A 25,384-nucleotide genomic window follows, 5' to 3' on the forward strand; every position below is an offset into this window, starting at 1 on the left:
TTTAAGTATTATATTTGTTTAGTTTACTTCTTGATAATCCTCAATGAATAATTGGCATGTCTTAATTACTTTCTTCTTTGGTCGATACTGAGTCCACATGTTCATATTAAGTGAACCTACAGCTTCAACTTCTGTGAATACTGGTACTTGGTCGTAATACTCTTCATCTGTTTTAAACTTCATCAATTGTAATTTTCCACAATCAATCTTTACTGTGTTATTGCTCTTGCCCATCAATTTCTTATCAGAGATGAATAAGTCTTTGATTAAGAATGTTCCGGGCTTGAAGTTATTGCCTGAATAACGATAAAACTCTGTAAGATAGTTGATTAGATTTTCATTAACACTATCAGCACTAAACTCTAAATCGTAATATATAGTGTCGTCCGGTACAAAGTCTTGAAGTTTGGAGTTGAGTTCAAGTCGAAGCAATTCAAGATGAGTTATTGATACACCCACACCACCTGCGCCATCGTGTCCTGCGGCATAAATCACATTCTCACAAGTCTTTAATAATTCCAGCATCGAAAAGTCATCTAATCCCCTGAAGCTTCCTGAGTATGTATCTTCGTCATCTCCAAAACCCAACACAATTGCTGGTCTGTTATACTTCTTCGAAATCTCTTGTGCCACTAGACCATTCAGTCCTCTTCCAACAGTAGGATCAAAAACTATAATCACCTTGTCGGTTTCACAAAGTCCCGTTTTCATTGCTTCAGTGGCTTCTGACTGGACAAGTTTGCGGTTTTCATTTAGTTTGATTAGTTCTTTAACATATCCCTTAGTTTCTGGCGTAGTTTTGTCGCACATCAGAAAGTCTATTCCCAATTTTATATTGTCGGCTCTCGTTGCTGCTGTTACTGCTGGACTAGCACCATACAAGAAATCTGTCGAGGTGAGATTTTTCAAGTCTGAATTCATCGCTTCGAACAATAGCTTCATACCTTCATGTCGTAATCCTTTGAGTGACACTTTTGCAAAATATCTATTCTCCATTTCCTTCATGCACATAACATCTGCCATTAAAGCGAATCCCGGCAAATCGCTCAACTCAAGCGAGTATCGAGTATCCATATAATCATCTATTACTTGGCACACTTTATATACCAGCAGCCCACCTGAAGCATTCTTATTTGGGTACTCACATCCTATTTGTTGAGGATTCACTAAAATACAGTATGGATTCTCTACATCAACTGAATGATGATCTATAACTAGACAATCAATACCTTTATCAACTAGCACTTTTAATGGCTCTACATCATTACTACTGCTATCTACTGCTATGTATAAGTCTGTATCATCTTCAATTTGGTCGATGATGAATTTAGAGCCGTGTCCTTGGCTACGTTCAACATATTTGATCTGAACATTATCAGTGAACCTTAGTATGATTTTATATAGTATCACCGTCGAAGAAATTCCATCAAAATCCACGTCTGCATAAATCACAATCTTCTCACCGTTCTTAATTGCTCTTACAATGCGTTCAACCAATTTATCTATATTCTTTAGTAGATATGGATTATGTACCACATTAGAGAGTGGATTAAGAAATTCATCGATATTTTCAATCTCATTAATCTTCGCTAGTTTTGAATATGTATTGTCATAAGGTTCAAATGGAATTTTGGGTTGCTTTTGTTTCCATGCTATGGCAAAATCACTCCTTTCAACATTTTACTGAACTACTATTTTGAATTTTTCAGGTAATGCAATATTCTCATTATTATTTATCCAACTACTTGTTAACCACTTGTCTACCAATCCTGTATGTTTGTTGATGATTTTGATATTCACTTTTCTCAAATCGATCCACTCCTCAGAAATTAGTTAAGCAGCATTTTAAAACCCTTGTGTTTACTGGCTTTTTTGATCTTCAATTCTAGGTAAAAGAGCAGTTTCATTTAAACTTCTTGTGAATATACTTGAAAGCAATCATCCACAATAGGAATGTGGTTGCCCCATACATTGCCGTCAATTCAAAAGCGTGTGAAGGATATGATTCAAGCACAGGTTTGGCAAGGCGATTCATTGCAACCAACCCGACAAAAAGGGCATAACTAGCAATAATATTTTTCATATGTAATTCTCCTTTAGTAGAGTTTATGGTTTTCTGCTTCATGTCTATATCCATATTTCTTAAATACATCCGATATAACATCTGCTGCTTGCAACCTTAGTTCTAGCATTTCGATTCCTGTTCCACACTCTATATGCTTATCTTTTCTTTTCTTGAGTTCTTCTAGTTGCCACTCGTATTTCTTAATTTTCTTCTCGATACCTTCATTGATTTGTTTCATTTTAAAAGTGTAGATCAATGATTCTTTCGCAATTCCACGCAGCTTTTTCAATACACCTTTATTTTTCTTAATATAAAATTGGATAATCCACTCATACGTACCTTCTTTTGCTTTCTTCATATCTTCGAGCTTACTAGTTACTTCAATTGTCTCTTCATTGAGTCGTGCTAATGTGCTGCCATAATCCTCTTGTAATTGATGAGCAGTACGATAATTTCTTTGACCATAATACTTTTCATATGGGTCGAAATGTACGAGTTGATCATCATCTACCTTTACACAGTACATCGAAGGGTGTGAGCTTAATTTAACACTTACATTCTGGTCGTCTAACTCTTGCTTAAAAAATCTATCTAACAGTGTTCCTATGTATTCCGTAAGTTCTTGTGAATCCATCTTTCTCTGTCCATCTTCGTAAACACTCATGATTTTGAATAGAGAATCTTTTCTTTTGATAACCTCAGAAGCTTTCTCAAAAAACAACTTTGGATTGTCGGCTGCTTGTAGAAGTAAAGCTCTTTGTTTTCGGAACCTGTTTTGCTCTAAGTCTATTCGCTCTATAAAGTCATTAAGGCTTTTAGCCATACATCACCAACTTCCTTTGAAAGTATATTTTTACTTAGATTTTCAGTTGCTAGAAGGCAATGCCTAAAATATCACATGCAGTGCGCATCCCTACCTTGAAATCACTTTCTCTTCCCTGATAACCATCTACTACATATTTGTCGAAGCTATTGTAGGCCAATCGTAGCTTTTTTTCTATTGAAAGCTTTTCTCCAAGGTATTCGCAAATAGTTTCAAGGGGGATATTGTGCAAAATCTCATCATCCCACAAAGCTGGATTTTGAGAGTGACACTTGATAAACCATTCATTGTTAACTTCACTGACAATCTCATTGATAAGCTCTTTTTGTTCATTCGTTAATACATATACCATTCCATCATCTTCCTTTCTGATTCTCCATCAAACTCTTCTTTTACTTACTCTTATTTACCAGCCACCGTAATTATTGTCTTGATATTTAATTCCCTCTCTGGTGCTTTTCGCAATTTCCCCTTCGTCTAGATCATAGAATACGCTGCTAGACCATTCTTCATAGAAGTATTCTAAATGTTCGATGCTTTCTGTAATTTTCGACAGCACAATTTCAAAAAATGATTCAATTTCATTCTCATAATTTTTTAAGCTGCACTGGAATGTCCAATATCCTGTATCAGAGTCAAAGCTTCTTACAAATCCATCAGTCGCAGTTCCATTCCGATAATCTAGAGAGCCATCCTCTTTTAGAGGAATATCTTCCCATTCATTGGGCATGTAGGATAACGATCCGCGGGGGATAAATGATGCCCTACCAAGTTGTCCATATTCCCGCATAAAATCGAATTCAGAGGTTTCCCATTCATAACCTTCTTCATGTAATCTTTGCAATTCTTCACGATATTCTGGCTTAATTACGACCTTACATCTCAATCCTGTATACATTCCCATGGCTCATCTTCTCCTCAGATATACATTTTTTTGCTGGTTCATTTATCTTTGCTCAACCACTTTTTCTCCAAGCGCTCATACCATCCATCTTCTTCTTGATATATCTTATTGATTACATAGTTAACAGAACGCTTGTTTCGAACGCTTTTGCCTTCATGAAAGTCATTGTTGATTTGGTCTGCAATTACTTTACTAGAAACTCCTTCATCGTACATTCTGTCAATAGCCTCTGCCTCTAAAAACGTATAACCAATCAAGTAGATACCCCTTCCTATTTCCTATGAAATTCAAATTTTACTTAGATTTTCTAATCGAGTAAGGCATAATTTCAAGAACTTTAGCCATGTTTTCTGCATCCTCAGGTGTCTCGAATGGCTTCAGAAAAGGCTTCATATCTCCATTTTCATCGCAAATGTATAATTGCCACATACACCTTTCACCTCTTTGGTCCATATTCTATAACCTCGAACTCCTGTTTCACTCTTTCCGTCATAGACTCTCGTTTGCTATTACTAAGTTCATACCAATCACGGTCATAAGATAATCTTGCTTCATCACAAGCTTCCTTAGTGACTACACCATTAGCGGCTCCTTTGGATGTGTAAACGAGCTTCCTGCCTTGTGCTTCATATGGCTGACCATTTCGATAAATCACATATACCGTTTCATCCTTAATTTGTAACGACATCTTTTGGTCTCCACTCTGGGTGAGTTTGATAAAATCGCTCAACGTTGTCCACTAAAGCCTCTTTCAGTCCTAAACGTCTCATACTCTCAATCTTTTGAACATCGTCATATGCACTACAGAAGTACTCCCAGTTGTAATACAAATCAATTTCAAAATATGTTCCTCTATCTGGTTTTTCTGTTTGTTTACAATCATAAAACTGCTCAAGAATTTTTATCACATCTTCTTGATCCATTCCGTATGATTGTTCAATATCAGACACTTCAAATTGTATGTATGCTACTAGTGTATTGAATACATTTACTGAGTATGGTGCCCTTACCCAGTACTCTCTAGGTTTGCTATCGTGTGTATGGGTCAGGCAATAAATATTGATTTTCTTCTGTGCTAGATTCTTTTTCTTAGAGACTAGTTGCACAATTTCTACTCTTGTCTTACTCATAGCATCATCCCCCATTGTTTATTAATCCAATTTACTTACTTCCAAATGACTTTCTGATTACATCTCCAACAACGATCTTCTTTCGGACGCCAACCAATAGATCCTTGGCAATTAGGACAATATGTAAAGCTTGGCGTATATCCTGCACTGTACCAAATTGATTGTTTTGTTACTGTTTCATGAGGCACATCTTTATCCATCTTCAGATACACTTTCCTTTCTAAAAGTCGAGACTGTTACATAGCATTGATAATTTGCTCATTCTTCTTTTTTAGAAATTCAATATATTTTTGTTGTTTCTTTAGCATTTTGAACATTCCTGTAATTACTGGGTCGTTCCTATAATGTCTATCGTCAATGAGTTTTTCTAAGTCTTTCACGTACATGTTTTCACTCCTCTTTTCTCAATGAAATCCAACATTCATCAGATCATTCTCCTCACCTGATGAATGTTGTCCAAACAGTTACTTGTAGAAATCCTTTTTGCAGCAGATCCAGAATGAAAAGTTCTCATTTCCGTTATCATCTAATATGTATATTTCTTCTTCTACTGCGGCACAATCATCATATTTCATAGTGTAGAGCTTGTACATTCCCCCGATTGTAACTGGCACATTCCTCAGACACGCTAGTATTTTAACATGGGTGGCTTCCTCCTCATTTTTAGTGAGACTAAAATCAGATTCGTCCATCCTCTGCTCATACATTCAACCATCCCTTTCGATCTGATAGTATTATTATATTACATTATCATTCAAAGTCAATATGTATTTTTATTCTTTATTTATTTTAATGAAAACTATATTTTATCTGCTTATACATCAGTCAAAATATCCATCATCGCTTCAATAGCCTCATCATTCAATCCATTGACTTCTTTCCAGTCACTCACTAGAAACTTTAAGGGTGGACACTCCAGATCCCACCAAGATAGAAAGCTAAGTTCTTCGAGTTGCTTCACAGTAAACATTTAACACCTCTCTCATACAGAAATTTTAAATTTAGATTCTTCGTATAGCTGTTTAAATGTATCCAAACCAAGGTCACAGGGGCTATCCCTATCTTTGTACATGTTTTTATTGTCAAATAACGCATACACATTCCGTGTTTTACCAAACTTAGCAGCTTGTTTTTTTATTGCTTCTACGGACTTATCCTTATCCATAGCAATGACAATATTGATGTCTAGCCCTAACTCTTTGATCATCTTTACTTGATATTCACTAATGTCGTCACCGCTAATTGCCAGACAATTTCTAAAACCAAACTGACTACTTAACCAACATGTCTTTTCAGCTTCAAATATAATCACTTCTTTTTCCTCAAGAATATAGTACATAGCTCGATGCCAATTGTACCACTCTATCATCTTGTTAAAGTTGATGAGATACATAAATTTATAGATATCTCTATCCTCATAATCCTCATAAATTGTTCTTCCTTTGACAGAGATAATATCCCCGAAACGGTTGTGTATTGGAAATACAATTCTTTGACTTCTTATGTCATATCCTATGCCAAATTCAATCTGTGTTTTGTAATCAACTCCTTCATCGTAGTATTTTTTATGTGGCAACATGACAAATTGATTCATGTACTCATCGTCATAGATATCGTTTTCCAAATCGTCTCTCAGCCGACTCTTCTTGCGTCCTCTTTTTACATTTTTTAGCCAACTTAAATGATCTAATGATGGACTGGGAGAATAAGATCCTGATAAAAACTGCTTATAATTTAACTTATCACATATCCATCTTTTAGCCTTTGGTAGACTTTTCTTTTGCTCTTCTAATGTGTAATGATCGAAAACTATGTATGATACTAATCCGTAAATATCAATGTCTGATTCCCCAAGTGACCTTATTCTGCTGGATAAAGATTCATTGAGGTAAACTTGTACAGACCTCTTATTTGGGGACTCGAACTTGTAAGGTAATTGAGCTTCATATCTATTCTTCTTGGGATTGACATGTTCACATCCCATTACTTCAAGCAGTTCACCAACTCGTTCTTCTTCAAGAATTTTCTGTTTAATTAACTTTAAATCTTCATTCACTCATTATTCCACCTTCAATCAACAAGAACTCGATTAGAATGCCGAGTTTGATTTTTTACCCATCTGAGAATAGGCAACTTCTTTAAAGCTGTTAATTCCGTAGTTTACCTCATAGATGATTTGTTCCGATGTCTCCCCGGCACGATTCTTGGCAATGAACACAATAAGATAGGTTTTTTCAGGATCAAGTTTGTATTCTTTCTTGTGCCATTTACCATCAAAATCGCTTTTCTCCCAGTTGTAAGCAAATATTTCTTCTTTTTTCCCGGGCATCTCGTCATTATATAGAAGGCGACCCATAAGAACTACTGAAGCAACCTCTACTATTTCAAGTGACTTGCCAATCGCACTGAGATCTAGAAACCTATACTCTTTACCTATCTTCAGTTGAACAGTCGCCAACATCCCCAAATTGTTTGCTTCTGGCTTTATGCAGTCAAAGATTGCCTGAGCAGCATTACTAAAAGCCTCCCATCTAGCCGCTTCATTTGCTGAATTATCAGGTTTAAATGTATCTAGAAGACCATATGAATAATTGAGCGGTTTCATCATTTGGATACGGCTTAACACATCTTCGACTCGATATTTTTTCAGATCATAAAATTTTACTAAGTCTCTTGGATATTGTTGAATCCAATCTCTCGCATTGTAAAGCTTCTCAAGAGTTGCCTCATCAAATTTCCCCTCTGAAAGCTTCTCTCGGTTAATTGGTTTGTTTAGCTTCTTAGAAGAAACCGTAGCCATTAGAAGGTTTCTAGATTTCCAAACGTTCTCTTCGTTGGTAAACATCATGCCTTTTTGATCATTTTCATATAGAGACAAAACAAATTTCTCCATAGCTATAGAGCTTTTCCCCACACCTGAGCTAAGAACCAAATAAATAAGTTCACCTTTTCTCCATCCCTTTATCTTCTTACTAAGTCTCGGGGAGTCGTGCAGTGGAAGCCCCATTGCCTCACCCTGATTCATTTTATCAATGGCTTGGTCGAGATCGTCGCTTAAGTTGTATTCAACCACCTCTCCACAATTAATATGTGAAAAAATAATGCTAGTTTTGTATTGGAAGAAAGATTGGAGCTGCTTTAGATTCATCTTTGTTAATTTTTTTACAAGGTTGAGATCGCCAGTATTAATTAATCCCTCTTTTTGAAATTTTCTTAGGCTTTCATACTTTTGAATTTCCGAAAAATGATATTCATCGTTACCTTTATCCTTCTCACATTCCTCAACAATCTCTTCAATTGTGGAATAGCCGCCGTATTCGTTATAGTATTCGAAATATGACTTCCTGCCGACTTCTACGGGACGAGATGATAAAAATGAATATGTTGTTGTATCATCAAAGGTTTTGATGCTATTTATACTCATTTCTCTTCCTATGTAAAAGTAGAACCACCATACTGGTTCTGTAAATGTATCTTTAGTTATCTCATGGTTCTTATACTTTTCATATAGAGATGGATTGCTCCACAAATATCCAACAAAAATAGACTCATGAATTCTTGACGGCTCACAAAATTCTAATAAATAGTTTATAGCACACACTCCCTAAAGAAAATCACTAATATCCATGTCATCTTTTTTGATTATTTTATTATTAATTGAGCTACTAATTATCTCTTTATCCTGATTAGTTGTCTTTTTAATTATCTTCATTTGTTCAATCCGATTTTTACGTCTTGCAAATGCTTCATTTAATTTACCAATCATTATGCTTATACAATAATTTATTGCTCTTACATCGTTTGACCCGTCCAGAGTATTTGTAAGATTCCATTTAATGCTGTCTTCAGCCAAAACATATGCATCCAGCATCAGTCCAAAATCAGGCCCCGTTCTCCATTTACGTTCACGCTTGCCATTCTTAGTCTCATAACCAGCCCTTAGATCCTTAAGACGTGTGATATTTCCTTTTGGTAACAATAAAATATCGTGCAACTTAATTATGTATTGATAGAGATTGTCCCACTCTTGATTCTCTTTTACTGTCTCTGCCTTCAACTTTAAATACTTACCATGACAGTACTCAACATGATAGTATCGTTTGTCTTCTTCATACTTCATGTCTTCCTTCTGTCCATATTGTGTGCAGATTGGACACTTAACTGGTCTAGCCAGTTTAATCACCTCCTTAGAATACAAAGCTTTCGAATTCAGGCAATCTTAGCAAGTTGTTTTTAGTGTATCCCCGGTGTTTAACAACACACTTTATGGCAGGATCGATGTAAACCGTATCCTCTGTCTCTTTCTTTTTAAGTTGCTGGAACACTCTATATCCCGCTTTTCTCTCGTTTGTGCCAACAGCTAAACTCATTACCCCAACTATTCGTTTACCATCAGACAATATCCAACCAAATTCATTTTTCTTGTATCCAGCAATGTAGTATTCTCCTACCTCATACGCGATTACCTTCAACCATTTGTCGGATCTTTTATCGATTTCATATTTTGAGCGGATATCCTTCAAAACTATTCCTTCAAGTTTTTGCTGCTTGGCAAGGCTGAAGTACTCAATTCCATTTCCTCTTATATAGATCGATTTAGCATAGTATTCATTGTCTACGAAGGCATTGGACAGTATCTCTTTGCGTTCTATAAGAGGTTTGGAAGTCACACTTTTTCCTTCAAAATTAACTATGTCGAAAGCGCAAAATGTAACTTTGTGCTTACTCTTTTTTGACATAAACCTTTCCATGATTGATTCAAAGTTTGGCTTACCGTCTGAATCAGTTACGATCAGTTCACCGTCAAGTGTTGTCCCCTCTTGGATTGGTAAATTTTCAACCAGTTCAGGAAACTTGGCCGTAACGTCATTGTTGTGTCTGGTATATATTTTCACCTTATCCCTGTAGTCGATAATAAGGCGAATGCCATCGAGTTTAAGCTCTGTTAAATGCAGATCACTATCGAATGGCAAGTTGTTTGGTGCTTTGTATAACAACATTGGAGAAGTAAACATATTATCACCCATTTAAGTATATCAAACGGGATTATGCAGTTTCATCGGTAATATATGTATTGTTTTATATACTACACTTACTCACTTTTCTCTATAGCCTCTGAATCCTTATTTTCTTTATCTTTATTATTATAGTGTTTTAATATATCATCCACTGTTTTAAACTCTACTTCCACTTACAATCAATCCAATCTTTGTTTATTCTTCTTGAATACTTATGCTAATTATATGGATTACCAGCGACTGTTATATATTCTCTTTTATCATTGTCATAACTAATCCATGTATCGCTTTCTTTATTCTGATCTTCGATTTTCCCTAGTGTTGGATAATACCATGGGTCATCATATACTTTGATATATATTCCAGTGTCTTTTGTGATCTGATTTAATTTCTTCAAAAATAATTTCATATTATCGTCCATATTTACCTCCCTTATGCTCATTCATTCTCCGTATTTCTTCCATTTACTAATCCAATATTCTGATGAAACTGTACTTTTACCTACTCATAAATGTCAATCGAATCTGTACCTTCTCCATCAAATACCTGATCAATTACTTCAGATATCCATTCAGTACTGATTACAAAATCAGGTTTCACCGAGTTGATTTTGATTTGTTCAATAATATCTCTAAACAGAGTCAAATCTACTCCAGTCAATTGCTCTTCTAAGACATTCGCATCATCTAGATTTAACTCACCACATTGTAAGATCATCTTTAAGTATTGTCCTGCGTTGATACTCCAACCTCTTTGTATGTATTTTCTTGATCTAATAACTGATGCTAGTGGATACTTAGATCCAACATATTTAAGTTCTTTTGTAAGAATTGACTCCAGAGCTTTCTGTGGCAAAACCAATTCGTTCTTATGTGGGATGAAGTAACACGTGCAATGAATGTAGTCATAATTCTTATGTATCTCTTCAGGGTTTCCATAAAATCTGTTTACCAATTGAACATCATCCGAAAGAGTGATTGCGTTAGACGATACGAAGACTGGTAAATATCCTTCTTTGTATTTTGCTCCTGCTACTCCTGCGCTTGGCACAATAACTCTAATTCTATTTTCTTTCTCTTCAACCTTAACATCGTAGTGATTATTGGTTCTCTTATTGAATTTTTTGATGTAGTATTCCGCTACCTTCTTGCATGATTCTTTATCCATGAAGTAGTAATCATAATCATTCGGTTCTTCATCAAGCAGTAGCGATACAATAGCTCCTCCGGTAATAAAAGACTTTTCATTAACAAGCTTTACAATTGACTCATCATCTATAGAACCAATAAAGTCTCTGTGTGCATCTTGCAGCTTTCGTTTAATTGTTTTTAAATTCATATATGTATTTAATTCCTCCTTTAGATTTATCTTATCATATGTATTTTTATTGTTCAAGTATTATTTTTGTGTACTTAATTCAAACTCAATATCTAATGCCAGTGACAACTTAATCAAAATTTCAATACTCGGCACGTTATCATTATCAGTTAAATCTACAATGGATTTCTCACCGACTTGGGCTTTAGTAGCTAAATCTGCATTGCTAATTCCAATATCTTCTTGCTTCTTCAGTATAGCTACGGTTAGTTTGGCAGATAGGGAAATCATCTTTTTTCTAACTTCTGAAGCATAATTAAGCGACTCTTTAATCTCAGCCCATCTTGTTTGACTTTTAACTTCCATTTCTCATCCTCATTTCTATATGATATCAACCTTTTATAGAGTTCTTCTTTAACGTACTAAACGGATTCTTTTCTTGCTCTGTTGAAACGCGTTCTGAACCGATCTAAAACCCAATCTCGGTCATAATGATTATCGTCAGCGACTTCATTACAAGTCTGTAATACTTCATCTACAAGTTCGTCGATACGCTCTATAGCTTTTTTGTATAGCTTTTTATCGTCATCCAAGTCAGCCACCCCTACTTTTTGTCTTTAATCTTCAAGTTTCTATGTAGCTCCAAATCAAGAGCCCCAAATACTTCGGACTCAATTTCGTATTTTTTTGGTAATAAATCTTTAGGAGCCCAGTTTGAATAAACATTTCTCATATGTTCACCAAGCATTGAATACATTTTCCATCCGAAACGTTCCATCTTTGCCATTGAGCCGTAGTCAATCTTAACGATTGCAGGGAAAACATCGATTTCTTGTTCCTCTTTAATCCTCTTTGATAGCTTATATGAAGTTTTAGTGATTAAAGCCTTATTTCCTCTACTCATGTTCTGATTGACCAAAAGTTCCATGACGGGCTTCCACTTGTCGTTGTCATACTCTTTTCTAATTTCTTCCCATAATTCATCATCTTCATCACTGTGCCAATCCCATGTATCCGCTTTAAGTTTCTTGAATAAATGGTAGTGCTGCAATCTTCATTCCTCCTCTCGATAGATTAGATGTCCAATCTTCCCATTTCACATTCCCTAACCTCATATACGCTAGGAATCTTCCATATTTCTGTTGTCTCTAAATCGGTAGTAAATATAACATAGCTCATTTTAATTTTAGGATAATAGACTGATCCCACCACTTCAAGTAATTCAGGTTCATTAGTATAGACAAAATAGTTCTTCAAGATTTTAACCTCCTTAATAGAGCGCGCTTTTTAGCAAATTAAGTTCTTCTCATGGACTGTATTTGATGTTGAATTTTTAAAGCAATCTTTTCGATTTCTGCCGCCTGTTCCTCCATGAGCTTCAGTCTATTTGATACGCGATTACCAGATCTATTTCTATGTATGGCATAATGATCCAATTTCTCTTTGTGGTCGTGCAAATCATCCATTAGCGCACAAAGTTCTTTGGTTTTCTTATTGGTCATCATGATTCGCCTCTTTCCTGTGAAAGTAAACTTTTACATAGACTTGTAGATACTGTCTCGATCAATCTTTAAAACAGTACCATTCACTAATTCCACTGTAATTTTAATCTTGGTAAGATTAATTTCTTCTTCATAGATAAGATCATGATTTTCTAGATATTCATTCAGGTTTTCGCAGTATGCTTTTTTAACAATACCTTCCCCAAATAAACTCTTAATATAATAGTCAATCTTTTCATTATCCATCTATCTAATCCTTTCTAAATTGTTTTCAAATGGTTTTTAACCAACGTACGCAATAACTCTTTTAACTGATAATCTGTCTCTTTATTAAAAGGAACATCATAGTATTTCTGTTCTAAATTAAGAGCGACTTCTTCATTAGATTTAGCCATCTCTCTGAATTCATCAAGAGAATACTTACCGTGTTTAATATCCATCATGCTTTCTCTACCTACGCCACGGTATGTAATCGCACCCTTGAAATCTTTAAAGTCAGAGACATAGAATTTAGTCAGGAATGACAAAAAGTGTAGCGACATCATGGCTTTCTTCGTATTATATCCGTACTTCTCAATCAAAGCCATCTGCGACTCAGAGTTTGGAGTGGTAAGATCTTTCATTTGCCCCCTATACATACCAAAGCAGCTATTGAAAAGACTTCTTAAATTAATCGTACTTATTTTATCCCTCATTGAGTGAAGTTGTTCAATTTCAAGATACCCAAAAGTATCAACTTCAACCGAATAAAGCAATTCTAGAAAAGTTAAATTCGAATTGGTTAGCAGCTTTTCTAATTTTCTCACATCATGAATTTCAATATCCTCTACTTCAGAGGTTTGAAAATTTTTATAAAGCGATCCAGCATATAGATCGTCAAAAGTTGGTAGTACAAAGAATTTGACGTCTCTGTCTGAAGCTTCATCATTCAAGTTGCGATTTATGCTACCCGAAACGGCTTTAAATGCGGCCTCACGATTATGTATTTTCATCTATCTACTCCCCTATCCTAGAGAATGTCTACATCTGGAACCGACCTATCAACTTTTGCTGTTACCTCTATGTCGTTACACACTCTATTGACTAATTTTCTTGCATCGTTTGCTGTAATTCCTAATAGTTCAGCTAGTTTATTTAAAGTTACATGACCTATTAAATATAAGCCCATTAGCTCAATTGGATTCAATTTTTTAATGTCTGTATGATAATAGTCGATCATCAAATTATTTGACTCTTTAGATGAGAACATCTTTCACCTCATCCATTGCTTGTCTTAAATCATATTTTCCCGTCAACAATAGTTCGTTGATACGTCTAATTTGACCAATTGTAAGATGTTTGCACAATTCATCTACGCTACTAAATTCATCTGACAATATCTTTGACAGCCTCACGATAGACTCTTCCCTCTTCATCTTGTAAGCCGTATTAGCGTTGTAAGGCATCACTGTCAAATACTCGGGTATACTTTCAGGAATCTGCATTCGTCCTCCTCCTGTCTATGTAAAAGAAAGATTTTATCAATTCTTAGCTCTGTGCAATACAACTTTTCTAGGATGTTAATTAATTAGAGTTCTGCCTTTTCCCCTCACAAGCAATTTTACGAATTATCTCCCAAACTTCATATTCATTAAGTTCCCTATATGAATCAATCACCTCTTCAGGCACTTCATCGTATCCTTCATTAATTTCTTGAATTCGATCAACAAACGACTGTTTCACGGTAAATGGTGTTTCTTCCATAAGATAATCTAATACAATTTTTCTATGATTTGTCATCTCTTGTCTCCTCATGCTATAAAGTTACCAGTTGCGATCCAAGCCTTCAATTGTCTGCGCTTGTTCCATATAGAAAGCATTTTCAGTTAAATTAAACCTTGCAAAAACATTGTCGCCAGCAGCCCCTTGATTGAAGCCATTAAAATCAGCATCAACATACATTTTGCATGTTATATAGCCACCAATTTCTTTACTTAGACTATTTTGCAAATATGTTTCATTAATAATCTCATAGTCATCCCCAAATACCAAATCAAGAATATACTTGAGCTCCTTTAGATTTCTTTTGCCTTTGTAATATACTCTTTCACCCAACTCATTTTCTTTGAATTTGTCTGAAAGAAAGTACGTTCTTAGATTTCCTTTTCGTGCTTCAAAATCCATTGAATTCATAAACTGCCCCTTTCTTTTTCTCCATGAAAGGAAAATTTGATGTAGATTCTTATGTATTATATCAATTGTTACCAGCAAACTCACCATAATAGTATCTTCTCATCTTTTCAGCGTACCTTCCAGCTTCATGTACATCATCAAATAGACCCATTGTTTTATTTTTACGATCTACTTGAAGTTGTACAGCCCACATCTCATAATCTTTGTTCCAAGATACATTTCGATATCCAGACTTATTATTGCTATTCTTAGACTTTCTTTTTTTACTGTTGTTAATTGATTCTACAATTCTCAAATTCTCTTTTCTGTTGTCTAATTTATTTGTGCTTATATGATCCACTTTATGCGTCTTATTATTCTTATGTACTTTATCCATTACAACACCATGGAGCATAATTGTTACACCTTTTCTTTTACCATTTTCTCCAGTGAAACGTTTTGAAATCTCTGCATAGTATGTTTTAGCATTCTTTGCCCAACTAACATGGACCATGTAATTATTCTTATCTAGGATATCTAAGTCTTCTTTATCAATTAACACATCAAACTTGTCACCGTTTCTTCTTGTTATGTGCAAGATTGCCACATCTCCATTGATTGTATAATTGTTTTTAATCATTCTTAATAAAACGTCCTCCTATTTTATTTAATTTAATTTATTTTAATCATATCAGTGTACAATAACCTCTGATAATTCGGTAACTCAAAATCATGATGAAAATGTCCAAAATACCACTGTTTATAGTCTGCCTTCTGCTCTATACCATAAAAGTAGGGATGCATCTCATCTCGATCCATTCGTATATTACAACGCTGCTCAATATATTCTAGCGATGTAGTAGAGCAAGTGTGTGTAAGTATGTAGTCTACCTTCCATTCATGTTTCTCTAGATTCTTTAATCCTTCTTCGTATTCCTCTTGAGATGGCATCTCACGTCTCCACCAGGACTTACCCTCTTTACGATACTCTTTGTCGTGTGAAGCAGCGCCACCAAACGTAAAGAACTTTTTACCCTCAATCTCAAAAACCTGTCCGCGCATCAGATGAATAACGCTATCGTTAATTCTATGTACTTTGCCACCATTCCAAATTTCCACTGGATATTCTTCAAGCAAATCAAAATTCTCATGATTACCGCAAATAAATAATGTCGTAAATGGTTTAGTCTTATTCAGCCACTTGAGCCAATATTGATCCTCTTTACTTCCATCCCATATAAGACCGAAATCTCCAGCAATGATTACATAATCATCCTTAGTCATATCCCTTTGTTGTGGGAAGTTCTTAGTATTGAGTCGCTTGTTCACACTAATTGTTCCATGAATGTCTCCAGTAATATGTATCACTTATATTGTTCAATCCTTTCTCTATGAAAGTCATATTTTACTTAGTTTTCTCTCTATAAACCTGCCAGCAAGCACCATTGACTGTACTGTAAAAGTTTGATTTTTCATCTTTTCTTAGTTCAATAGATCTTGCTTTGGATGGATTCTCGATAAATTCATATCCTTGATGATTCAGCCAAGCTTTTGCGTCATCTATCCCTTTGCTTTTTAATAATCCACCATAAACAGTGTTCATGTCTTTGCTGATAGCCATATGTACAACTCCTTCTTTTTAATTAATCTCACATTTCATCAAGTAATTTGTTTGTAACCTCTGCATCAGAATTTAGTTTCTCATACTTATCTATTTCTTGTTTAGTATTGAAACTTGACCGTTCTGCTGATTTCTTTGCCTTGTCAGCTCTAAATTCTTTGACTTGCCATGGTTTAGCTTTTCTTGTTTCAGGATATGATTTCGAGTCCATTTCTTCAGCATCTGTCTTTAGCACTGGAGCAATGTCCCATCTCATCCCAACTTCACCCATACTATAGTTTTTGACTCTATAGATATCTTCCTCTACACCAGAAACCTCAAATTGTTGATTTATCTTATTGGCATACCAATATGAATCACTGCTACACTTCTTGATTTTAATATGCACAATTATCATCCCTTCAGAGACTGAGTAAAAGATTCGTTTTATCAATGGCTTATGTATTAACGAAGCTCCGATAATTAAAAATTTCTTCTTCGTTAGGTTCTCCAGCAAGATCCCATCGGTTATTATCTAAAAGTTTTGCTATAAATCTCTTTTGGGCAGTTGTTGGTAGTAGCTTAAAAGCTTCTTCAATCATTAAGTCATAATCGGCTTGGTCAACTCTACTCCATAAATCAACGAGTATCTCTCCACCCTTTTTACTCATTTTTGAATCCTCCTTTCGAGTATGATGAACATTCTTCTTATTCAGGATCGTAGATTCTGGTTACATGATGACAGTCGGCACATTCATAATCAGTGAATTCACCATTTTCATCTTCACCACTCCCAACAACCTCTGCATATTCATTATCAAAGCATTCTTCACATTGAAAATTCATATATTTTAAACCTCCATAGTTAATTTTTATAAAACTACTCTTTCATTTGATTTTATTAAATAACCGAGATACAAGTTGAGATTTATTGTTTTGTGATATCTCGGTTATTTAATAAAGAAACTTGATTTAGTAAACTAGAGAAATCAAAGTGAATCCCAAACGTCACCTATCTGCGTAACGGCTTTTTCCCTTTTAAGTTCTTCAATTTGTGAAATTATAACTGTGGCTTTACGATGTTCTTCTGAGTAGATATTTAGTGCCTGTAGTACATCTTCACTCAAATCGAAACTATAAGCGTATCTTATTTTTCCATTTTTCCGCCCAAAATCACTCATAACACCTGTATGTGTACGTGTATCGCTATGTTCCCTAATTGTAATAATTTTATGTTTTTCGAATACCTTCCCCAACTCACCATAGACTAGTCTCAATTGCTCTTCTAAAAAATCGGGGATACGATGCTCATTAATATGTCTATAGGTCTTACTATTTTCTCTCTGGTGCCACCAAAGTTCCTCTTTATCTAAATGCTCACTTATTAATTCATGTGATCTTTCAATTAACAGTTGAACATCTTGTTTCAATAATTTAAGATTATCTTCGCCAACCTCGTATGACTTTTCGGCATTGTCAGTTACTAACTTTTTTGCTTTTTCGGCATATAATTTGTTGAAAAATAGAGCCAGTCTTTGCATAAATACAGTATGTATGTGTGCCATTTCGTCTTTCTTAGCTTCCACTTCTGTTTGTTTTCTTGCAATTTCTTCATCGTAATTTCTCATGGTATATCACTCCTATTTGTTAGTACTTAACTTATTCGACATTTAATAAATTTATCCTTCTATCTCACATAAATAATATTATTATTTTTATTCTTAAAAGTCAAGCAACAATTCACTTCACATATCAGTTAAATCTAATTTCATGTAATCAGCTAACATCACTAATACATCCGTTCTAACCCTACTCATTAGTGGGCTCATCTTATGTTGATAGCCCTGAATTGAATAGGAGATAGTCAAATTTTCTTTGGTTCTTTTCTGTTCGATTATTTTAATGTCTCTATTTCTTAATGCTTTCTTCAGCTCGTATATGTCGGTGGTCACCTTGTCTTGTAGTGCATTTAAATAGAATTTCAGCTCTCTTTTTAATATAACACTGCTCTCATCGATTCTCTTCTTGTCCTCCTCTATTACATCTAATAATAGTGGCATCTCAGCATATTTTTTCACTAGTTCCAACTCTTCAGCACTTTGCTTCATTATTCTAATCCTCCTCCTGATAATCGCACCGCAACTAAACTTTTTATGTCAATCCATTCGTGTCCATCTTCCCATTCTACTCTAACCTTCTTTCCTAACTCATTAACCTTTGATACAATCCCACTTACAACCCGTTTGGAATTCAGCTCAAACACCTCAAAATTCGCTTCCTCAGTGTATCTATATGATATGCCTATGTTCTGGTAAATTACCTCCCACTCATCCTCATTTAGCAGAGGTTTAATCTCATCATTATCCCTCGAACGATGTTCAATGATTCTTTCTTTATGTTGTGGCAGCATCATACGACTTGATTCCCACAATCCATTTGCCTCAAGTTTTTTACTCATTTATAATGCCCCCCAATTTTATTTGATCTGTCGATAGCCTGACCAGCAGACGTGATTGAGCTTGCCCGTAAGATTGCAATATCACCAAAACGATCCTTGATGTCATCCATTACTTTATCCACTGCTCTCTTTTGTTCCTGATCATCGAACAATGACAGTTGATACGTCTCAGCATTGGAAAGATTCGATAATGAAATCCCAACTCGTCTTACAGGTTGACCATCCCAATGTTGCCTAAAGATTTGTTTAGCTATCTTACACACATCAACTGTTATGTTTGTGGGATCTTGCAATTTAACCTGTCTACTGAATCCAGTTGGATGATCAAAGTCAGCACCGGATAGGCTCATAGTGACTACACTACCCATTAATCCCTTTTTCCGGGTACGTCTGCAAACCTCTGTACATATGTCTTGAATTACAACGTCAATTTCCCACTGTTCAGTATAGTCTCTAGGTAGAGTCATACCATTACCAATATCCTTTTGCACACTGTGAGTATTTACTGTTACCGGAGAGTCATCTAAGCCATTGGCTACCCTCCAAATAACCTCACCGTTTACACCCCATTTACTTCTCAATTTTGATAGAGGAGTATCGGCAAGCTGTTTTATTGTTCGAATACCCATTTTCCACAGGTGCTTTTCCATTCTAGATCCAATACCCCACATATCTCGAATTGGCTTATCACCTATGTGCTCATGTAGTTCTTCTTTTCTAAGAAAGAATACTCCACCATCAATCTTCTTTGCGATCATATCACAACAGAGCTTACTCATTACTTTATTGGTTGAGATACCTGCTCTTGCATAGACTCCCGTTTCATTGTAAATCTTGTCTTGAATCTGCTTTGCTAAATCAATCGGGTCATTACCAAATAAGTGAAGAGAGCCAGTCACATCGCAAAATAGCTCATCGATACTATAGGGCTCCACTAGATCGGTAAACTCCTCAATAATGGACATAATTTGAGTAGAAACCTCGATATATTCCTGCATATGTGGCCTTACTATAATTAGTTCAGGACACTTTTGAAGTGATTGCCATAATGGTTCAGCGGTTGACACGCCTTTTGCCTTAGCCAGAGGACATGCAGCAAGTATTATTCCTGAACGTCTTGCTGGATCTCCTGCAACTGCCAATGGTTTGTTTTTGTACTGTGGCATTTTAGCCTTTTCAACACTGGCATAAAACGATTGCATGTCAATTAACATAATTGTCCGCTCTTTCTTCGCCATCATTATCACTCCCATAATCAAATAAGAACGTTTGTTTGTATTAGTATTATACACCGAACATACGTTCTTTATGCAACAGGAAATTTTTGTAGTTCATTTAGATATTTAAGTTGTATAATACAGTAAGCATTCTATTTCAGATAACAAGGGAGTAATATAATGAAGGACAAATTAAAGGGGTTAGTAATCGGTATCCTGCTTGGTTCAACAATTACAGGTGCAACGGCATTTGCAGCAACTACTACACCAGTTAAGGCAGTAATTCAGAAGGTTAACTTATATGTAGATGGAAATAAGAAGTCCACAACTGATGCAATAACGTACAAGAACACTACATATGTACCAGTTAGAAGTATGAGTAATGCAATTGGTGAGAAGGTTTCATTAAAAGAGGACAATCTTTATATTGGCAAGCAACCGAAGTTTATTGTAAATGAGGATAATGCCTACAAGTATGTGTATTCGAAAATTAAGAAAGACGTAGATAAGTACAAGCTTGGCATGATGGATGAGGGTTATAGTGAGGATGGGAAGTATTTTGTAGTCAGAGTATATGAAAATCATCCTGAGTACATTGTCACTTGGGGATATTACTATGTAGAGCTCACTAATGGAGCAGTCTACAAGTATGATATACCTGAGGATAAGTTGGTAAAACTTTAGGGTGGATTTCTCCACCCTTTTTTCTTCTTGTAAAACTTGTCTTTCATCAAAAGTTATGAATAGCTCTACATTATATACAGAGGGAAGTTAGTAAATAATGATAACAGATTTCACCTTTAAATTACTTGCAGTATGTAGCATTTGTCTTACGATTGTAGGTTGCAATTCAACTTCACTAATTGACAATGTTGATGCTGGATTCTATTTGTATGAAGAGTCACAGAAAATTGAAGATGAAGTAGTCGCTGTTGGCGCAGGAATGAAATGGTTATTTGGAATACTTCAAGATATATCAGACGCTAAATTAGACAGTGATGATAAAGATTATCAATATATAATAAATCAATACTTAAAAGTGTATGACATACTGAGAACAAAATACCTCTTAGATGAAGACACGATCGCTGAGATAGCCAACATAACCGACAAGAACCTTAAAGATGATAAAATAGATTCAATAAGATCTCAAGTATACAGCCAAATGAGTGCTGAATAATTTTATATGATTGAAACCTATCCGTCACTTCAATAAAACCAAGTTGTAAGTAGCGGATAGGTAGCCATTCTTAAAGAAATGTTCATTTGATCAAAAATTAACGCATGTCTTCACGCTGTTCAATGTATCCCTTGAAATACTCCCAATTTCTATCGAGTTCATTTATATTGTTGGATATGTATCTCTCTGCAACTCCATCTTCAACAAGTCCCTGATCAGACATTTGAAACATTATCTCAATTTTGCTCACCATCTCTAAAAAATTTTGAGCATATCCTTTTGCATGATTTAGTCGATATTGATTCAGTCCATGTTTACCTTTCATTGGCTGTCTTCTTCCTCTCTTAGCGTTTTTTGTTTAAACTAAAGCATCGATAATACGCTTGGCAACTTCTGAAATGCAATCAGGACAAATATGGTGTGGTTTTTCTTTATCACTGAGACCCAATATAAACATTGCTTCTTGTCCACATTCACAATATTCACCTGTTCCTCTGGGTGGATCGACAACATATATATTTCTCATAGATTTCTCCTTAAAATATGTATTTTAAATACTCTTGACTTCACTCAACGAAAAATTATAGACACTGAACCCACTTAAGTAAGCGTCCTGTTCTACCTTATAAACGACACTTCGATTAGCAATGTATCTGATGATATCATCCTTTTTAACATCTCTATCTTCTATGTAAGTCCAATATCCATTAGTCAATTTTTCAATCAATGGATTTCCTCCTCTACATCATCTAGCTTATTAGCTACCTGATAAATTTCATTAGCAACACTTTTTAAATCCTCAGCACTCCACGTTTCATTTGTTAAGGTAATACTCCCGTAGAACCGCAATGGAAAACCAACCTGCTCTTTAATGATACCTTTAACATGTTTTCCTGCTACTCTGATCTCATCGCTAAACAAGTAATCCTCTCCATTCTCTGACTTGTTTTTGTAGTCATCCCATGCCACCTGAAATTCTTTCGTACATAAATTTATCTTGTTTCTCCAAGTCCAGTCACAAAATGCATTAAAAAGCTCACTATATTTTTCTCCATACTTATTAATTCTCTTCTGATTGTTTCTAGTTTTAGGCCAAGAGAGTTCTGTTGATGAAAAACCACAACTCCAATACCTTTGTGCTCGTTCGTCAAAAGCAATCACATAATAATAATTTGGAACGCCACTGTATCCCTGAACTAGTCCTAGCTGCCCTGTGTATCCAGTGTCATGATCAAGTTTTTTGCTAATCAATACTAAATCAAAGATATCTAATGTCCTTCTTAATTTGGGGTAGTCAGATTTAAATGATTGATTCAGATAATCTTTGTAGAAATTGATGTCATCCAAACTCAGCATCTTCAATCTCCTTTATTCTCTTATTTACTTTCAATTACTCCACTCTTCATATTCCTATTTCTTTATGAAACACGCATTTCACAATCAATTTTCAGTATTTAAATCATCAGGAGTAATTAAATCTACTGCGATTTCATTTCCCTCTGCATCAGACAAGACAATATAATCACTTATCCCACTAACATAAGGCCCTTCTTCATAGTCATAATCGATTTCTTCTCTGCTTCTTGCATGAATACTAATCCCAAACTTTTTTGACAGGCTCACCAATTCCCTGTGAAAGTCCCAAAGCACATCTTCTGCTCTTTTCTTGTTCATAGTGATTCTCCTTTCAATCAAATAGACCTTTCATGTGCATATAATTCTTATATCTTATCTGAGCGGTTACCCACAAAGCAGTCTCTCACACTTTTATGTATTTTATTTTCTAGATTCGTACCAAACTGTTCATCCCACTGATTTAGGTAGATACACTTCCAACCAAAAAAATACTTTCTTTTCTCCCAAATCTTTATCTTTTGTATGACTTTATAGTATGTCGTACCAGATACTCTACTTGTGTCTACTTTTGCTTCACTGATTTTCATCATATAGTGCTGACCATCTTCGCTCCAATATTTTTTGTACATTGGAATTATCCTCCTTTAAAACCGTCATATCATAGCCTGATTCAATAAACTTAGTTGTCTTTTTCCTTTTACAGTCGTTGCCTAAGTATGTATATATCTCATTCATTTCTTCAAATGTAAAATTGGTTTCTAGATACTCATTAACAATTGCTCTGAATCGTTTCTGCCAATACAGACTAACTCCTTTACAGCTTGGTCTGGATAGCCACGCCAACACTTTTCTCTTAAGATCGAAATCAGTTTCTACATCTTCAAGAAGAAAGTAGATGTTATTTTTAGGTTCAATTATTAGTTCAAACTTGGAATTGATAAAACAATTCGGTGAGTGACGTTCTGCAATTTTCATAAACTTTTGAATTTCAATTAGATTCACTTATTTCCTCCTATCGATAGCTAACGAATGTTCCTTTTGGAGCAATTTCAATCTGCCCAATAAAGTCTCTCTTTTCTAAATACTCAATATCAAGCTTACTCCAGTAAAAAATCAATCCATCTATAACGGGAGACACATACGCCACGATACCTAATTTATTTAGCACTCGTTCACACTTTTCGTAATCCTCAGATAGTCTAATTATGTATTCCATTCAACCTTCTCCTTTTTTTCTAGTGGTATCAAAGTATTCTTCATAGATACATTTAAACGCTGCTTCTTCTTGATCTATAAGGCTATCCTCAGCATCTATGCCATATCCCGCATTACATCCTTGTACGAAAAAATAGCGGAGCATTTCTTTCAAGCTGTCTTTTTTGATGTATGGCATAGATTACGGCTCCCATCTGTACAGTTCATAATCATTATCGACCAATTCATAGTAATCGGAACTATGATCACCTGATAGCTTCTCGTTAAGAATATCAACTATCAAATCTCCATAATATTCACTTACATTCTCACAAACTAATTTGTCACTCACTGACTCTCTATTAAAGTTATCTTTACAAATGATCTTCATTTTAATTCCTCCAGTACTGCTTCAATATTTTCAATGCTGCCCCATACCTCATCATAATAATAGTTGACATCCCCATCTATACTATCAACCGATATTTTGCAACAATCCTTCCCTTCTTCATCACAGTAATTATTCCACCGTACATTTACTTCTGTGTTGTCTGTGTGTTTCTGAAAATATGTATTCATATATGTGGGAAGTCTACTTATTTGAACAATCACAACTTGTCCTACCTTTCCTATGAAACGTGCCTTTTACTTACTTTGTCTTTTGATCCATTTCTTATGTATCATATTCCAGCAGTGATCATATTCCTTGAAAGATAAATAATCAGGAATTGGATATGTGTCCTGTACACCATACTGTCCTAATTCAATAACATAATGCCCATTTGTGATTAAATCTTCTATCCACTCTGCATATTCAACGTTCTTTTCTTTATCTGATAGTTTATTCCATTGGTCACATAATATTTGAGCTGTTTCAATTTTGTTAAGGTTCAGTTTTGTGCTCATGTCTTCAATCCTTTCTTTACATTAATTTATAATTTTGATGAAACAGATCTTTTACATACTATTACTTTAATTTGTCTAATGAATCCAGTGCATTTCTCAATCTATCTACTGTTTCTCCAAGAACCTGATCTGCCCAGTATTCTAATGAATAATGGCCTACAAAATCTAGGTCCTCTTTTAACATTTCAGAGAAGGTGGAGTTTTCAACAATTACTTTTGATAAAGGCTCACCTAATTGGGTTGCATCTGTTATGTACTGAATTAGCATGCTTTGCATTCTCTCGGCTAAGTTGCTCAATGTTCCTCATCCCTTTTCTTAATGTTGTCTAAGTCACTCTTTAATTCTGGGAATATTGCCATAAGTAAGCTTATTGCATCCATCTTTTTACGCTTTCCATTTTCGGTCAAGTAAATACCGGGGCTACTACTGTTTTTAGTCACTTTGATTCCTAATTCTTCAGCAATTCTATTCATCTTTTCAATATCAATTCCACCACTATCTTTCAAATATGTATCTCCTCTCGACAAAAAAATGATGCTACAACAACTTGTTAAAGTTATTA

49 protein-coding genes are annotated in these 25,384 nt (G+C 35.0%); 2 read left to right on the plus strand and 47 right to left on the minus strand.

Features of this window, described 5'->3' with window-relative positions:
• Positions 1-18 precede the first annotated feature (18 nt).
• The 37 genes from NKT06_RS18095 to NKT06_RS18275 form a co-directional block, all read right to left on the minus strand.
• The gene (locus tag NKT06_RS18095; protein ID WP_253437421.1) at positions 19-1,497 is read right to left on the minus strand and encodes a DHH family phosphoesterase; all 1,479 of its coding nucleotides are present in this window, start codon (positions 1,495-1,497) and stop codon (positions 19-21) included.
• Between the two features lie 406 nt (positions 1,498-1,903).
• Complete coding sequence (locus NKT06_RS18100) at positions 1,904-2,083, minus strand: hypothetical protein (protein ID WP_253437424.1); 180 nt, start codon at positions 2,081-2,083, stop codon at positions 1,904-1,906.
• 13 nt (positions 2,084-2,096) lie between these two features.
• Positions 2,097-2,888 carry a hypothetical protein gene (locus tag NKT06_RS18105; protein ID WP_253437427.1) on the minus strand — a complete coding sequence of 264 codons (792 nt, stop codon included), beginning with the start codon at positions 2,886-2,888 and terminating at the stop codon, positions 2,097-2,099.
• A gap of 49 nt (positions 2,889-2,937) precedes the next feature.
• Positions 2,938-3,240, minus strand: coding sequence for a hypothetical protein (locus tag NKT06_RS18110; protein ID WP_253437430.1), 303 nt, complete (start codon positions 3,238-3,240; stop codon positions 2,938-2,940).
• A gap of 54 nt (positions 3,241-3,294) precedes the next feature.
• On the minus strand, positions 3,295-3,792 hold the full coding sequence (locus tag NKT06_RS18115) for a hypothetical protein (protein ID WP_253437433.1): 498 nt from the start codon (positions 3,790-3,792) through the stop codon (positions 3,295-3,297).
• Between the two features lie 38 nt (positions 3,793-3,830).
• A complete protein-coding gene (locus NKT06_RS18120) occupies positions 3,831-4,049 on the minus strand; it encodes a hypothetical protein (protein ID WP_253437436.1) in 219 nt (72 codons plus the stop codon).
• A 179-nt stretch (positions 4,050-4,228) separates the two neighbouring features.
• Positions 4,229-4,480: a hypothetical protein gene (locus NKT06_RS18125; RefSeq protein ID WP_253437439.1), complete on the minus strand. Its 252-nt coding sequence runs from the start codon at positions 4,478-4,480 to the stop codon at positions 4,229-4,231.
• Entirely contained in the window at positions 4,464-4,922 is a 459-nt protein-coding gene (locus tag NKT06_RS18130; RefSeq protein WP_253437442.1) for a hypothetical protein, read from the minus strand. The genes NKT06_RS18125 and NKT06_RS18130 overlap by 17 nt, the downstream gene beginning before the upstream one ends.
• A gap of 236 nt (positions 4,923-5,158) precedes the next feature.
• A complete protein-coding gene (locus NKT06_RS18135) occupies positions 5,159-5,308 on the minus strand; it encodes a hypothetical protein (RefSeq protein WP_253437446.1) in 150 nt (49 codons plus the stop codon).
• Positions 5,309-5,736: 428 nt separating this feature from the next.
• Positions 5,737-5,892 (minus strand): hypothetical protein, encoded by a 156-nt coding sequence (locus tag NKT06_RS18140; protein ID WP_253437450.1) that lies wholly within the window; start codon positions 5,890-5,892, stop codon positions 5,737-5,739.
• A gap of 12 nt (positions 5,893-5,904) precedes the next feature.
• Positions 5,905-6,978 (minus strand): DNA primase, encoded by a 1,074-nt coding sequence (locus tag NKT06_RS18145; protein WP_253437453.1) that lies wholly within the window; start codon positions 6,976-6,978, stop codon positions 5,905-5,907.
• 33 nt (positions 6,979-7,011) lie between these two features.
• Positions 7,012-8,346, minus strand: coding sequence for a P-loop NTPase family protein (locus NKT06_RS18150; RefSeq protein ID WP_253437456.1), 1,335 nt, complete (start codon positions 8,344-8,346; stop codon positions 7,012-7,014).
• 180 nt (positions 8,347-8,526) lie between these two features.
• A complete protein-coding gene (locus NKT06_RS18155) occupies positions 8,527-9,042 on the minus strand; it encodes a hypothetical protein (RefSeq protein ID WP_253437459.1) in 516 nt (171 codons plus the stop codon).
• A gap of 67 nt (positions 9,043-9,109) precedes the next feature.
• Positions 9,110-9,949 (minus strand): ATP-dependent DNA ligase, encoded by an 840-nt coding sequence (locus NKT06_RS18160; RefSeq protein WP_253437462.1) that lies wholly within the window; start codon positions 9,947-9,949, stop codon positions 9,110-9,112.
• A gap of 208 nt (positions 9,950-10,157) precedes the next feature.
• Positions 10,158-10,361 (minus strand): hypothetical protein, encoded by a 204-nt coding sequence (locus NKT06_RS18165; RefSeq protein WP_253437465.1) that lies wholly within the window; start codon positions 10,359-10,361, stop codon positions 10,158-10,160.
• Between the two features lie 80 nt (positions 10,362-10,441).
• Positions 10,442-11,278: a Gabija anti-defense Gad2 family protein gene (locus NKT06_RS18170; RefSeq protein WP_253437468.1), complete on the minus strand. Its 837-nt coding sequence runs from the start codon at positions 11,276-11,278 to the stop codon at positions 10,442-10,444.
• 60 nt (positions 11,279-11,338) lie between these two features.
• On the minus strand, positions 11,339-11,623 hold the full coding sequence (locus NKT06_RS18175; RefSeq protein WP_253437471.1) for a hypothetical protein: 285 nt from the start codon (positions 11,621-11,623) through the stop codon (positions 11,339-11,341).
• Between the two features lie 56 nt (positions 11,624-11,679).
• Complete coding sequence (locus NKT06_RS18180; RefSeq protein ID WP_301289987.1) at positions 11,680-11,850, minus strand: hypothetical protein; 171 nt, start codon at positions 11,848-11,850, stop codon at positions 11,680-11,682.
• Between the two features lie 11 nt (positions 11,851-11,861).
• Entirely contained in the window at positions 11,862-12,308 is a 447-nt protein-coding gene (locus NKT06_RS18185) for a hypothetical protein (RefSeq protein ID WP_253437477.1), read from the minus strand.
• Between the two features lie 23 nt (positions 12,309-12,331).
• A complete protein-coding gene (locus NKT06_RS18190) occupies positions 12,332-12,514 on the minus strand; it encodes a hypothetical protein (RefSeq protein WP_253437480.1) in 183 nt (60 codons plus the stop codon).
• A 38-nt stretch (positions 12,515-12,552) separates the two neighbouring features.
• Positions 12,553-12,762, minus strand: coding sequence for a hypothetical protein (locus NKT06_RS18195; RefSeq protein WP_253437483.1), 210 nt, complete (start codon positions 12,760-12,762; stop codon positions 12,553-12,555).
• Positions 12,763-12,792: 30 nt separating this feature from the next.
• Positions 12,793-13,005 (minus strand): hypothetical protein, encoded by a 213-nt coding sequence (locus tag NKT06_RS18200; RefSeq protein ID WP_253437486.1) that lies wholly within the window; start codon positions 13,003-13,005, stop codon positions 12,793-12,795.
• Between the two features lie 14 nt (positions 13,006-13,019).
• The gene (locus NKT06_RS18205; protein WP_253437489.1) at positions 13,020-13,751 is read right to left on the minus strand and encodes a DNA polymerase beta superfamily protein; all 732 of its coding nucleotides are present in this window, start codon (positions 13,749-13,751) and stop codon (positions 13,020-13,022) included.
• A gap of 17 nt (positions 13,752-13,768) precedes the next feature.
• A complete protein-coding gene (locus NKT06_RS18210) occupies positions 13,769-14,008 on the minus strand; it encodes a hypothetical protein (RefSeq protein WP_253437492.1) in 240 nt (79 codons plus the stop codon).
• The gene (locus NKT06_RS18215; RefSeq protein ID WP_253437496.1) at positions 13,995-14,243 is read right to left on the minus strand and encodes a hypothetical protein; all 249 of its coding nucleotides are present in this window, start codon (positions 14,241-14,243) and stop codon (positions 13,995-13,997) included. Before NKT06_RS18215 ends, NKT06_RS18210 begins: the two co-directional genes overlap by 14 nt.
• 79 nt (positions 14,244-14,322) lie before the next feature.
• Positions 14,323-14,538 (minus strand): hypothetical protein, encoded by a 216-nt coding sequence (locus tag NKT06_RS18220; RefSeq protein ID WP_253437499.1) that lies wholly within the window; start codon positions 14,536-14,538, stop codon positions 14,323-14,325.
• Positions 14,539-14,562: 24 nt separating this feature from the next.
• Complete coding sequence (locus NKT06_RS18225; RefSeq protein ID WP_253437502.1) at positions 14,563-14,931, minus strand: hypothetical protein; 369 nt, start codon at positions 14,929-14,931, stop codon at positions 14,563-14,565.
• Between the two features lie 61 nt (positions 14,932-14,992).
• Complete coding sequence (locus NKT06_RS18230; protein ID WP_253437505.1) at positions 14,993-15,550, minus strand: hypothetical protein; 558 nt, start codon at positions 15,548-15,550, stop codon at positions 14,993-14,995.
• Positions 15,551-15,582: 32 nt separating this feature from the next.
• A complete protein-coding gene (locus NKT06_RS18235) occupies positions 15,583-16,239 on the minus strand; it encodes a metallophosphoesterase (protein ID WP_253437508.1) in 657 nt (218 codons plus the stop codon).
• A gap of 76 nt (positions 16,240-16,315) precedes the next feature.
• Positions 16,316-16,531: a hypothetical protein gene (locus NKT06_RS18240; protein WP_253437511.1), complete on the minus strand. Its 216-nt coding sequence runs from the start codon at positions 16,529-16,531 to the stop codon at positions 16,316-16,318.
• Positions 16,532-16,559: 28 nt separating this feature from the next.
• Entirely contained in the window at positions 16,560-16,919 is a 360-nt protein-coding gene (locus NKT06_RS18245) for a hypothetical protein (protein ID WP_253437514.1), read from the minus strand.
• Between the two features lie 49 nt (positions 16,920-16,968).
• On the minus strand, positions 16,969-17,181 hold the full coding sequence (locus tag NKT06_RS18250; protein ID WP_253437517.1) for a hypothetical protein: 213 nt from the start codon (positions 17,179-17,181) through the stop codon (positions 16,969-16,971).
• 37 nt (positions 17,182-17,218) lie between these two features.
• The gene (locus tag NKT06_RS18255; protein WP_253437520.1) at positions 17,219-17,356 is read right to left on the minus strand and encodes a hypothetical protein; all 138 of its coding nucleotides are present in this window, start codon (positions 17,354-17,356) and stop codon (positions 17,219-17,221) included.
• A 143-nt stretch (positions 17,357-17,499) separates the two neighbouring features.
• Positions 17,500-18,138, minus strand: a complete 639-nt coding sequence (locus tag NKT06_RS18260) for a hypothetical protein (RefSeq protein WP_253437523.1) — start codon at positions 18,136-18,138, stop codon at positions 17,500-17,502.
• 117 nt (positions 18,139-18,255) lie between these two features.
• Positions 18,256-18,618, minus strand: coding sequence for a YhjD family protein (locus NKT06_RS18265; RefSeq protein ID WP_253437526.1), 363 nt, complete (start codon positions 18,616-18,618; stop codon positions 18,256-18,258).
• Positions 18,618-18,968: a YolD-like family protein gene (locus NKT06_RS18270; RefSeq protein WP_253437529.1), complete on the minus strand. Its 351-nt coding sequence runs from the start codon at positions 18,966-18,968 to the stop codon at positions 18,618-18,620. Before NKT06_RS18270 ends, NKT06_RS18265 begins: the two co-directional genes overlap by 1 nt.
• The gene (locus NKT06_RS18275) at positions 18,965-20,209 is read right to left on the minus strand and encodes a DNA polymerase IV (protein WP_483311580.1); all 1,245 of its coding nucleotides are present in this window, start codon (positions 20,207-20,209) and stop codon (positions 18,965-18,967) included. Before NKT06_RS18275 ends, NKT06_RS18270 begins: the two co-directional genes overlap by 4 nt.
• Before the next feature lie 156 nt (positions 20,210-20,365).
• On the opposite strand from NKT06_RS18275, the gene NKT06_RS18280 reads away from it, so the two are divergent.
• Positions 20,366-20,869: a stalk domain-containing protein gene (locus NKT06_RS18280; protein ID WP_253437533.1), complete on the plus strand. Its 504-nt coding sequence runs from the start codon at positions 20,366-20,368 to the stop codon at positions 20,867-20,869.
• A 97-nt stretch (positions 20,870-20,966) separates the two neighbouring features.
• Positions 20,967-21,365, plus strand: a complete 399-nt coding sequence (locus NKT06_RS18285; RefSeq protein ID WP_253437536.1) for a hypothetical protein — start codon at positions 20,967-20,969, stop codon at positions 21,363-21,365.
• Between the two features lie 97 nt (positions 21,366-21,462).
• Here NKT06_RS18285 and NKT06_RS18290 read toward each other — a convergent pair whose 3' ends face one another.
• The 10 genes from NKT06_RS18290 to NKT06_RS18335 all read right to left on the minus strand — a co-directional run bounded on the left by NKT06_RS18290 (position 21,463) and on the right by NKT06_RS18335 (position 25,328).
• Positions 21,463-21,690, minus strand: coding sequence for a hypothetical protein (locus tag NKT06_RS18290; protein ID WP_253437539.1), 228 nt, complete (start codon positions 21,688-21,690; stop codon positions 21,463-21,465).
• Between the two features lie 33 nt (positions 21,691-21,723).
• The gene (locus NKT06_RS18295) at positions 21,724-21,891 is read right to left on the minus strand and encodes a hypothetical protein (protein WP_253437542.1); all 168 of its coding nucleotides are present in this window, start codon (positions 21,889-21,891) and stop codon (positions 21,724-21,726) included.
• Between the two features lie 197 nt (positions 21,892-22,088).
• Positions 22,089-22,721: a hypothetical protein gene (locus NKT06_RS18300; RefSeq protein ID WP_253437545.1), complete on the minus strand. Its 633-nt coding sequence runs from the start codon at positions 22,719-22,721 to the stop codon at positions 22,089-22,091.
• A gap of 84 nt (positions 22,722-22,805) precedes the next feature.
• Positions 22,806-23,039, minus strand: a complete 234-nt coding sequence (locus NKT06_RS18305) for a hypothetical protein (protein ID WP_253437548.1) — start codon at positions 23,037-23,039, stop codon at positions 22,806-22,808.
• A 255-nt stretch (positions 23,040-23,294) separates the two neighbouring features.
• Entirely contained in the window at positions 23,295-23,723 is a 429-nt protein-coding gene (locus tag NKT06_RS18310) for a hypothetical protein (RefSeq protein ID WP_253437550.1), read from the minus strand.
• A 10-nt stretch (positions 23,724-23,733) separates the two neighbouring features.
• Positions 23,734-23,937 (minus strand): hypothetical protein, encoded by a 204-nt coding sequence (locus NKT06_RS18315; RefSeq protein ID WP_253437553.1) that lies wholly within the window; start codon positions 23,935-23,937, stop codon positions 23,734-23,736.
• On the minus strand, positions 23,938-24,114 hold the full coding sequence (locus NKT06_RS18320; RefSeq protein WP_253437556.1) for a hypothetical protein: 177 nt from the start codon (positions 24,112-24,114) through the stop codon (positions 23,938-23,940).
• 446 nt (positions 24,115-24,560) lie between these two features.
• On the minus strand, positions 24,561-24,821 hold the full coding sequence (locus tag NKT06_RS18325) for a hypothetical protein (protein ID WP_253437560.1): 261 nt from the start codon (positions 24,819-24,821) through the stop codon (positions 24,561-24,563).
• A gap of 61 nt (positions 24,822-24,882) precedes the next feature.
• Entirely contained in the window at positions 24,883-25,119 is a 237-nt protein-coding gene (locus NKT06_RS18330) for a hypothetical protein (protein ID WP_253437563.1), read from the minus strand.
• On the minus strand, positions 25,116-25,328 hold the full coding sequence (locus NKT06_RS18335) for a hypothetical protein (RefSeq protein WP_253437566.1): 213 nt from the start codon (positions 25,326-25,328) through the stop codon (positions 25,116-25,118). The genes NKT06_RS18330 and NKT06_RS18335 overlap by 4 nt, the downstream gene beginning before the upstream one ends.
• Positions 25,329-25,384: the final 56 nt, after the last annotated feature.

Source organism: Paenibacillus sp. 1781tsa1 (assembly GCF_024159265.1).
Taxonomy (GTDB): Bacteria; Bacillota; Bacilli; order Paenibacillales; family Paenibacillaceae; genus Paenibacillus.

Bases quoted from the DNA above. Each gene is read 5' to 3' on its own strand.
- NKT06_RS18170 (WP_253437468.1), bottom strand. From the start codon at position 11,278: ATGAATTTAAAAACAATTAAACGAAAGCTGCAAGATGCACACAGAGAC.
- NKT06_RS18215 (WP_253437496.1), bottom strand. From the start codon at position 14,243: ATGCAGATTCCTGAAAGTATACCCGAGTATTTGACAGTGATGCCTTAC.
- NKT06_RS18230 (WP_253437505.1), bottom strand. From the start codon at position 15,550: ATGATTAAAAACAATTATACAATCAATGGAGATGTGGCAATCTTGCAC.
- NKT06_RS18295 (WP_253437542.1), bottom strand. From the start codon at position 21,891: ATGAGAAATATATATGTTGTCGATCCACCCAGAGGAACAGGTGAATAT.
- NKT06_RS18200 (WP_253437486.1), bottom strand. From the start codon at position 13,005: ATGGATAATGAAAAGATTGACTATTATATTAAGAGTTTATTTGGGGAA.
- NKT06_RS18105 (WP_253437427.1), bottom strand. From the start codon at position 2,888: ATGGCTAAAAGCCTTAATGACTTTATAGAGCGAATAGACTTAGAGCAA.
- NKT06_RS18210 (WP_253437492.1), bottom strand. From the start codon at position 14,008: ATGTTCTCATCTAAAGAGTCAAATAATTTGATGATCGACTATTATCAT.
- NKT06_RS18250 (WP_253437517.1), bottom strand. From the start codon at position 17,181: ATGAGTAAAAAGGGTGGAGAGATACTCGTTGATTTATGGAGTAGAGTT.
- NKT06_RS18160 (WP_253437462.1), bottom strand. From the start codon at position 9,949: ATGGGTGATAATATGTTTACTTCTCCAATGTTGTTATACAAAGCACCA.
- NKT06_RS18165 (WP_253437465.1), bottom strand. From the start codon at position 10,361: ATGGACGATAATATGAAATTATTTTTGAAGAAATTAAATCAGATCACA.
- NKT06_RS18220 (WP_253437499.1), bottom strand. From the start codon at position 14,538: ATGACAAATCATAGAAAAATTGTATTAGATTATCTTATGGAAGAAACA.
- NKT06_RS18285 (WP_253437536.1), top strand. From the start codon at position 20,967: ATGATAACAGATTTCACCTTTAAATTACTTGCAGTATGTAGCATTTGT.
- NKT06_RS18275 (WP_483311580.1), bottom strand. From the start codon at position 20,209: ATGATGGCGAAGAAAGAGCGGACAATTATGTTAATTGACATGCAATCG.
- NKT06_RS18315 (WP_253437553.1), bottom strand. From the start codon at position 23,937: ATGGAATACATAATTAGACTATCTGAGGATTACGAAAAGTGTGAACGA.
- NKT06_RS18175 (WP_253437471.1), bottom strand. From the start codon at position 11,623: ATGGAAGTTAAAAGTCAAACAAGATGGGCTGAGATTAAAGAGTCGCTT.
- NKT06_RS18155 (WP_253437459.1), bottom strand. From the start codon at position 9,042: ATGAAGTATGAAGAAGACAAACGATACTATCATGTTGAGTACTGTCAT.
- NKT06_RS18140 (WP_253437450.1), bottom strand. From the start codon at position 5,892: ATGTTTACTGTGAAGCAACTCGAAGAACTTAGCTTTCTATCTTGGTGG.
- NKT06_RS18100 (WP_253437424.1), bottom strand. From the start codon at position 2,083: ATGAAAAATATTATTGCTAGTTATGCCCTTTTTGTCGGGTTGGTTGCA.
- NKT06_RS18265 (WP_253437526.1), bottom strand. From the start codon at position 18,618: ATGAAGCAAAGTGCTGAAGAGTTGGAACTAGTGAAAAAATATGCTGAG.
- NKT06_RS18280 (WP_253437533.1), top strand. From the start codon at position 20,366: ATGAAGGACAAATTAAAGGGGTTAGTAATCGGTATCCTGCTTGGTTCA.
- NKT06_RS18255 (WP_253437520.1), bottom strand. From the start codon at position 17,356: ATGAATTTTCAATGTGAAGAATGCTTTGATAATGAATATGCAGAGGTT.
- NKT06_RS18110 (WP_253437430.1), bottom strand. From the start codon at position 3,240: ATGGTATATGTATTAACGAATGAACAAAAAGAGCTTATCAATGAGATT.
- NKT06_RS18320 (WP_253437556.1), bottom strand. From the start codon at position 24,114: ATGCCATACATCAAAAAAGACAGCTTGAAAGAAATGCTCCGCTATTTT.
- NKT06_RS18115 (WP_253437433.1), bottom strand. From the start codon at position 3,792: ATGGGAATGTATACAGGATTGAGATGTAAGGTCGTAATTAAGCCAGAA.
- NKT06_RS18225 (WP_253437502.1), bottom strand. From the start codon at position 14,931: ATGAATTCAATGGATTTTGAAGCACGAAAAGGAAATCTAAGAACGTAC.
- NKT06_RS18125 (WP_253437439.1), bottom strand. From the start codon at position 4,480: ATGTCGTTACAAATTAAGGATGAAACGGTATATGTGATTTATCGAAAT.
- NKT06_RS18270 (WP_253437529.1), bottom strand. From the start codon at position 18,968: ATGAGTAAAAAACTTGAGGCAAATGGATTGTGGGAATCAAGTCGTATG.
- NKT06_RS18290 (WP_253437539.1), bottom strand. From the start codon at position 21,690: ATGAAAGGTAAACATGGACTGAATCAATATCGACTAAATCATGCAAAA.
- NKT06_RS18195 (WP_253437483.1), bottom strand. From the start codon at position 12,762: ATGATGACCAATAAGAAAACCAAAGAACTTTGTGCGCTAATGGATGAT.
- NKT06_RS18150 (WP_253437456.1), bottom strand. From the start codon at position 8,346: ATGAGTATAAATAGCATCAAAACCTTTGATGATACAACAACATATTCA.
- NKT06_RS18130 (WP_253437442.1), bottom strand. From the start codon at position 4,922: ATGAGTAAGACAAGAGTAGAAATTGTGCAACTAGTCTCTAAGAAAAAG.
- NKT06_RS18305 (WP_253437548.1), bottom strand. From the start codon at position 23,039: ATGAACAAGAAAAGAGCAGAAGATGTGCTTTGGGACTTTCACAGGGAA.
- NKT06_RS18135 (WP_253437446.1), bottom strand. From the start codon at position 5,308: ATGTACGTGAAAGACTTAGAAAAACTCATTGACGATAGACATTATAGG.
- NKT06_RS18240 (WP_253437511.1), bottom strand. From the start codon at position 16,531: ATGGCTATCAGCAAAGACATGAACACTGTTTATGGTGGATTATTAAAA.
- NKT06_RS18300 (WP_253437545.1), bottom strand. From the start codon at position 22,721: ATGCTGAGTTTGGATGACATCAATTTCTACAAAGATTATCTGAATCAA.
- NKT06_RS18260 (WP_253437523.1), bottom strand. From the start codon at position 18,138: ATGAGAAATTACGATGAAGAAATTGCAAGAAAACAAACAGAAGTGGAA.
- NKT06_RS18205 (WP_253437489.1), bottom strand. From the start codon at position 13,751: ATGAAAATACATAATCGTGAGGCCGCATTTAAAGCCGTTTCGGGTAGC.
- NKT06_RS18325 (WP_253437560.1), bottom strand. From the start codon at position 24,821: ATGAGCACAAAACTGAACCTTAACAAAATTGAAACAGCTCAAATATTA.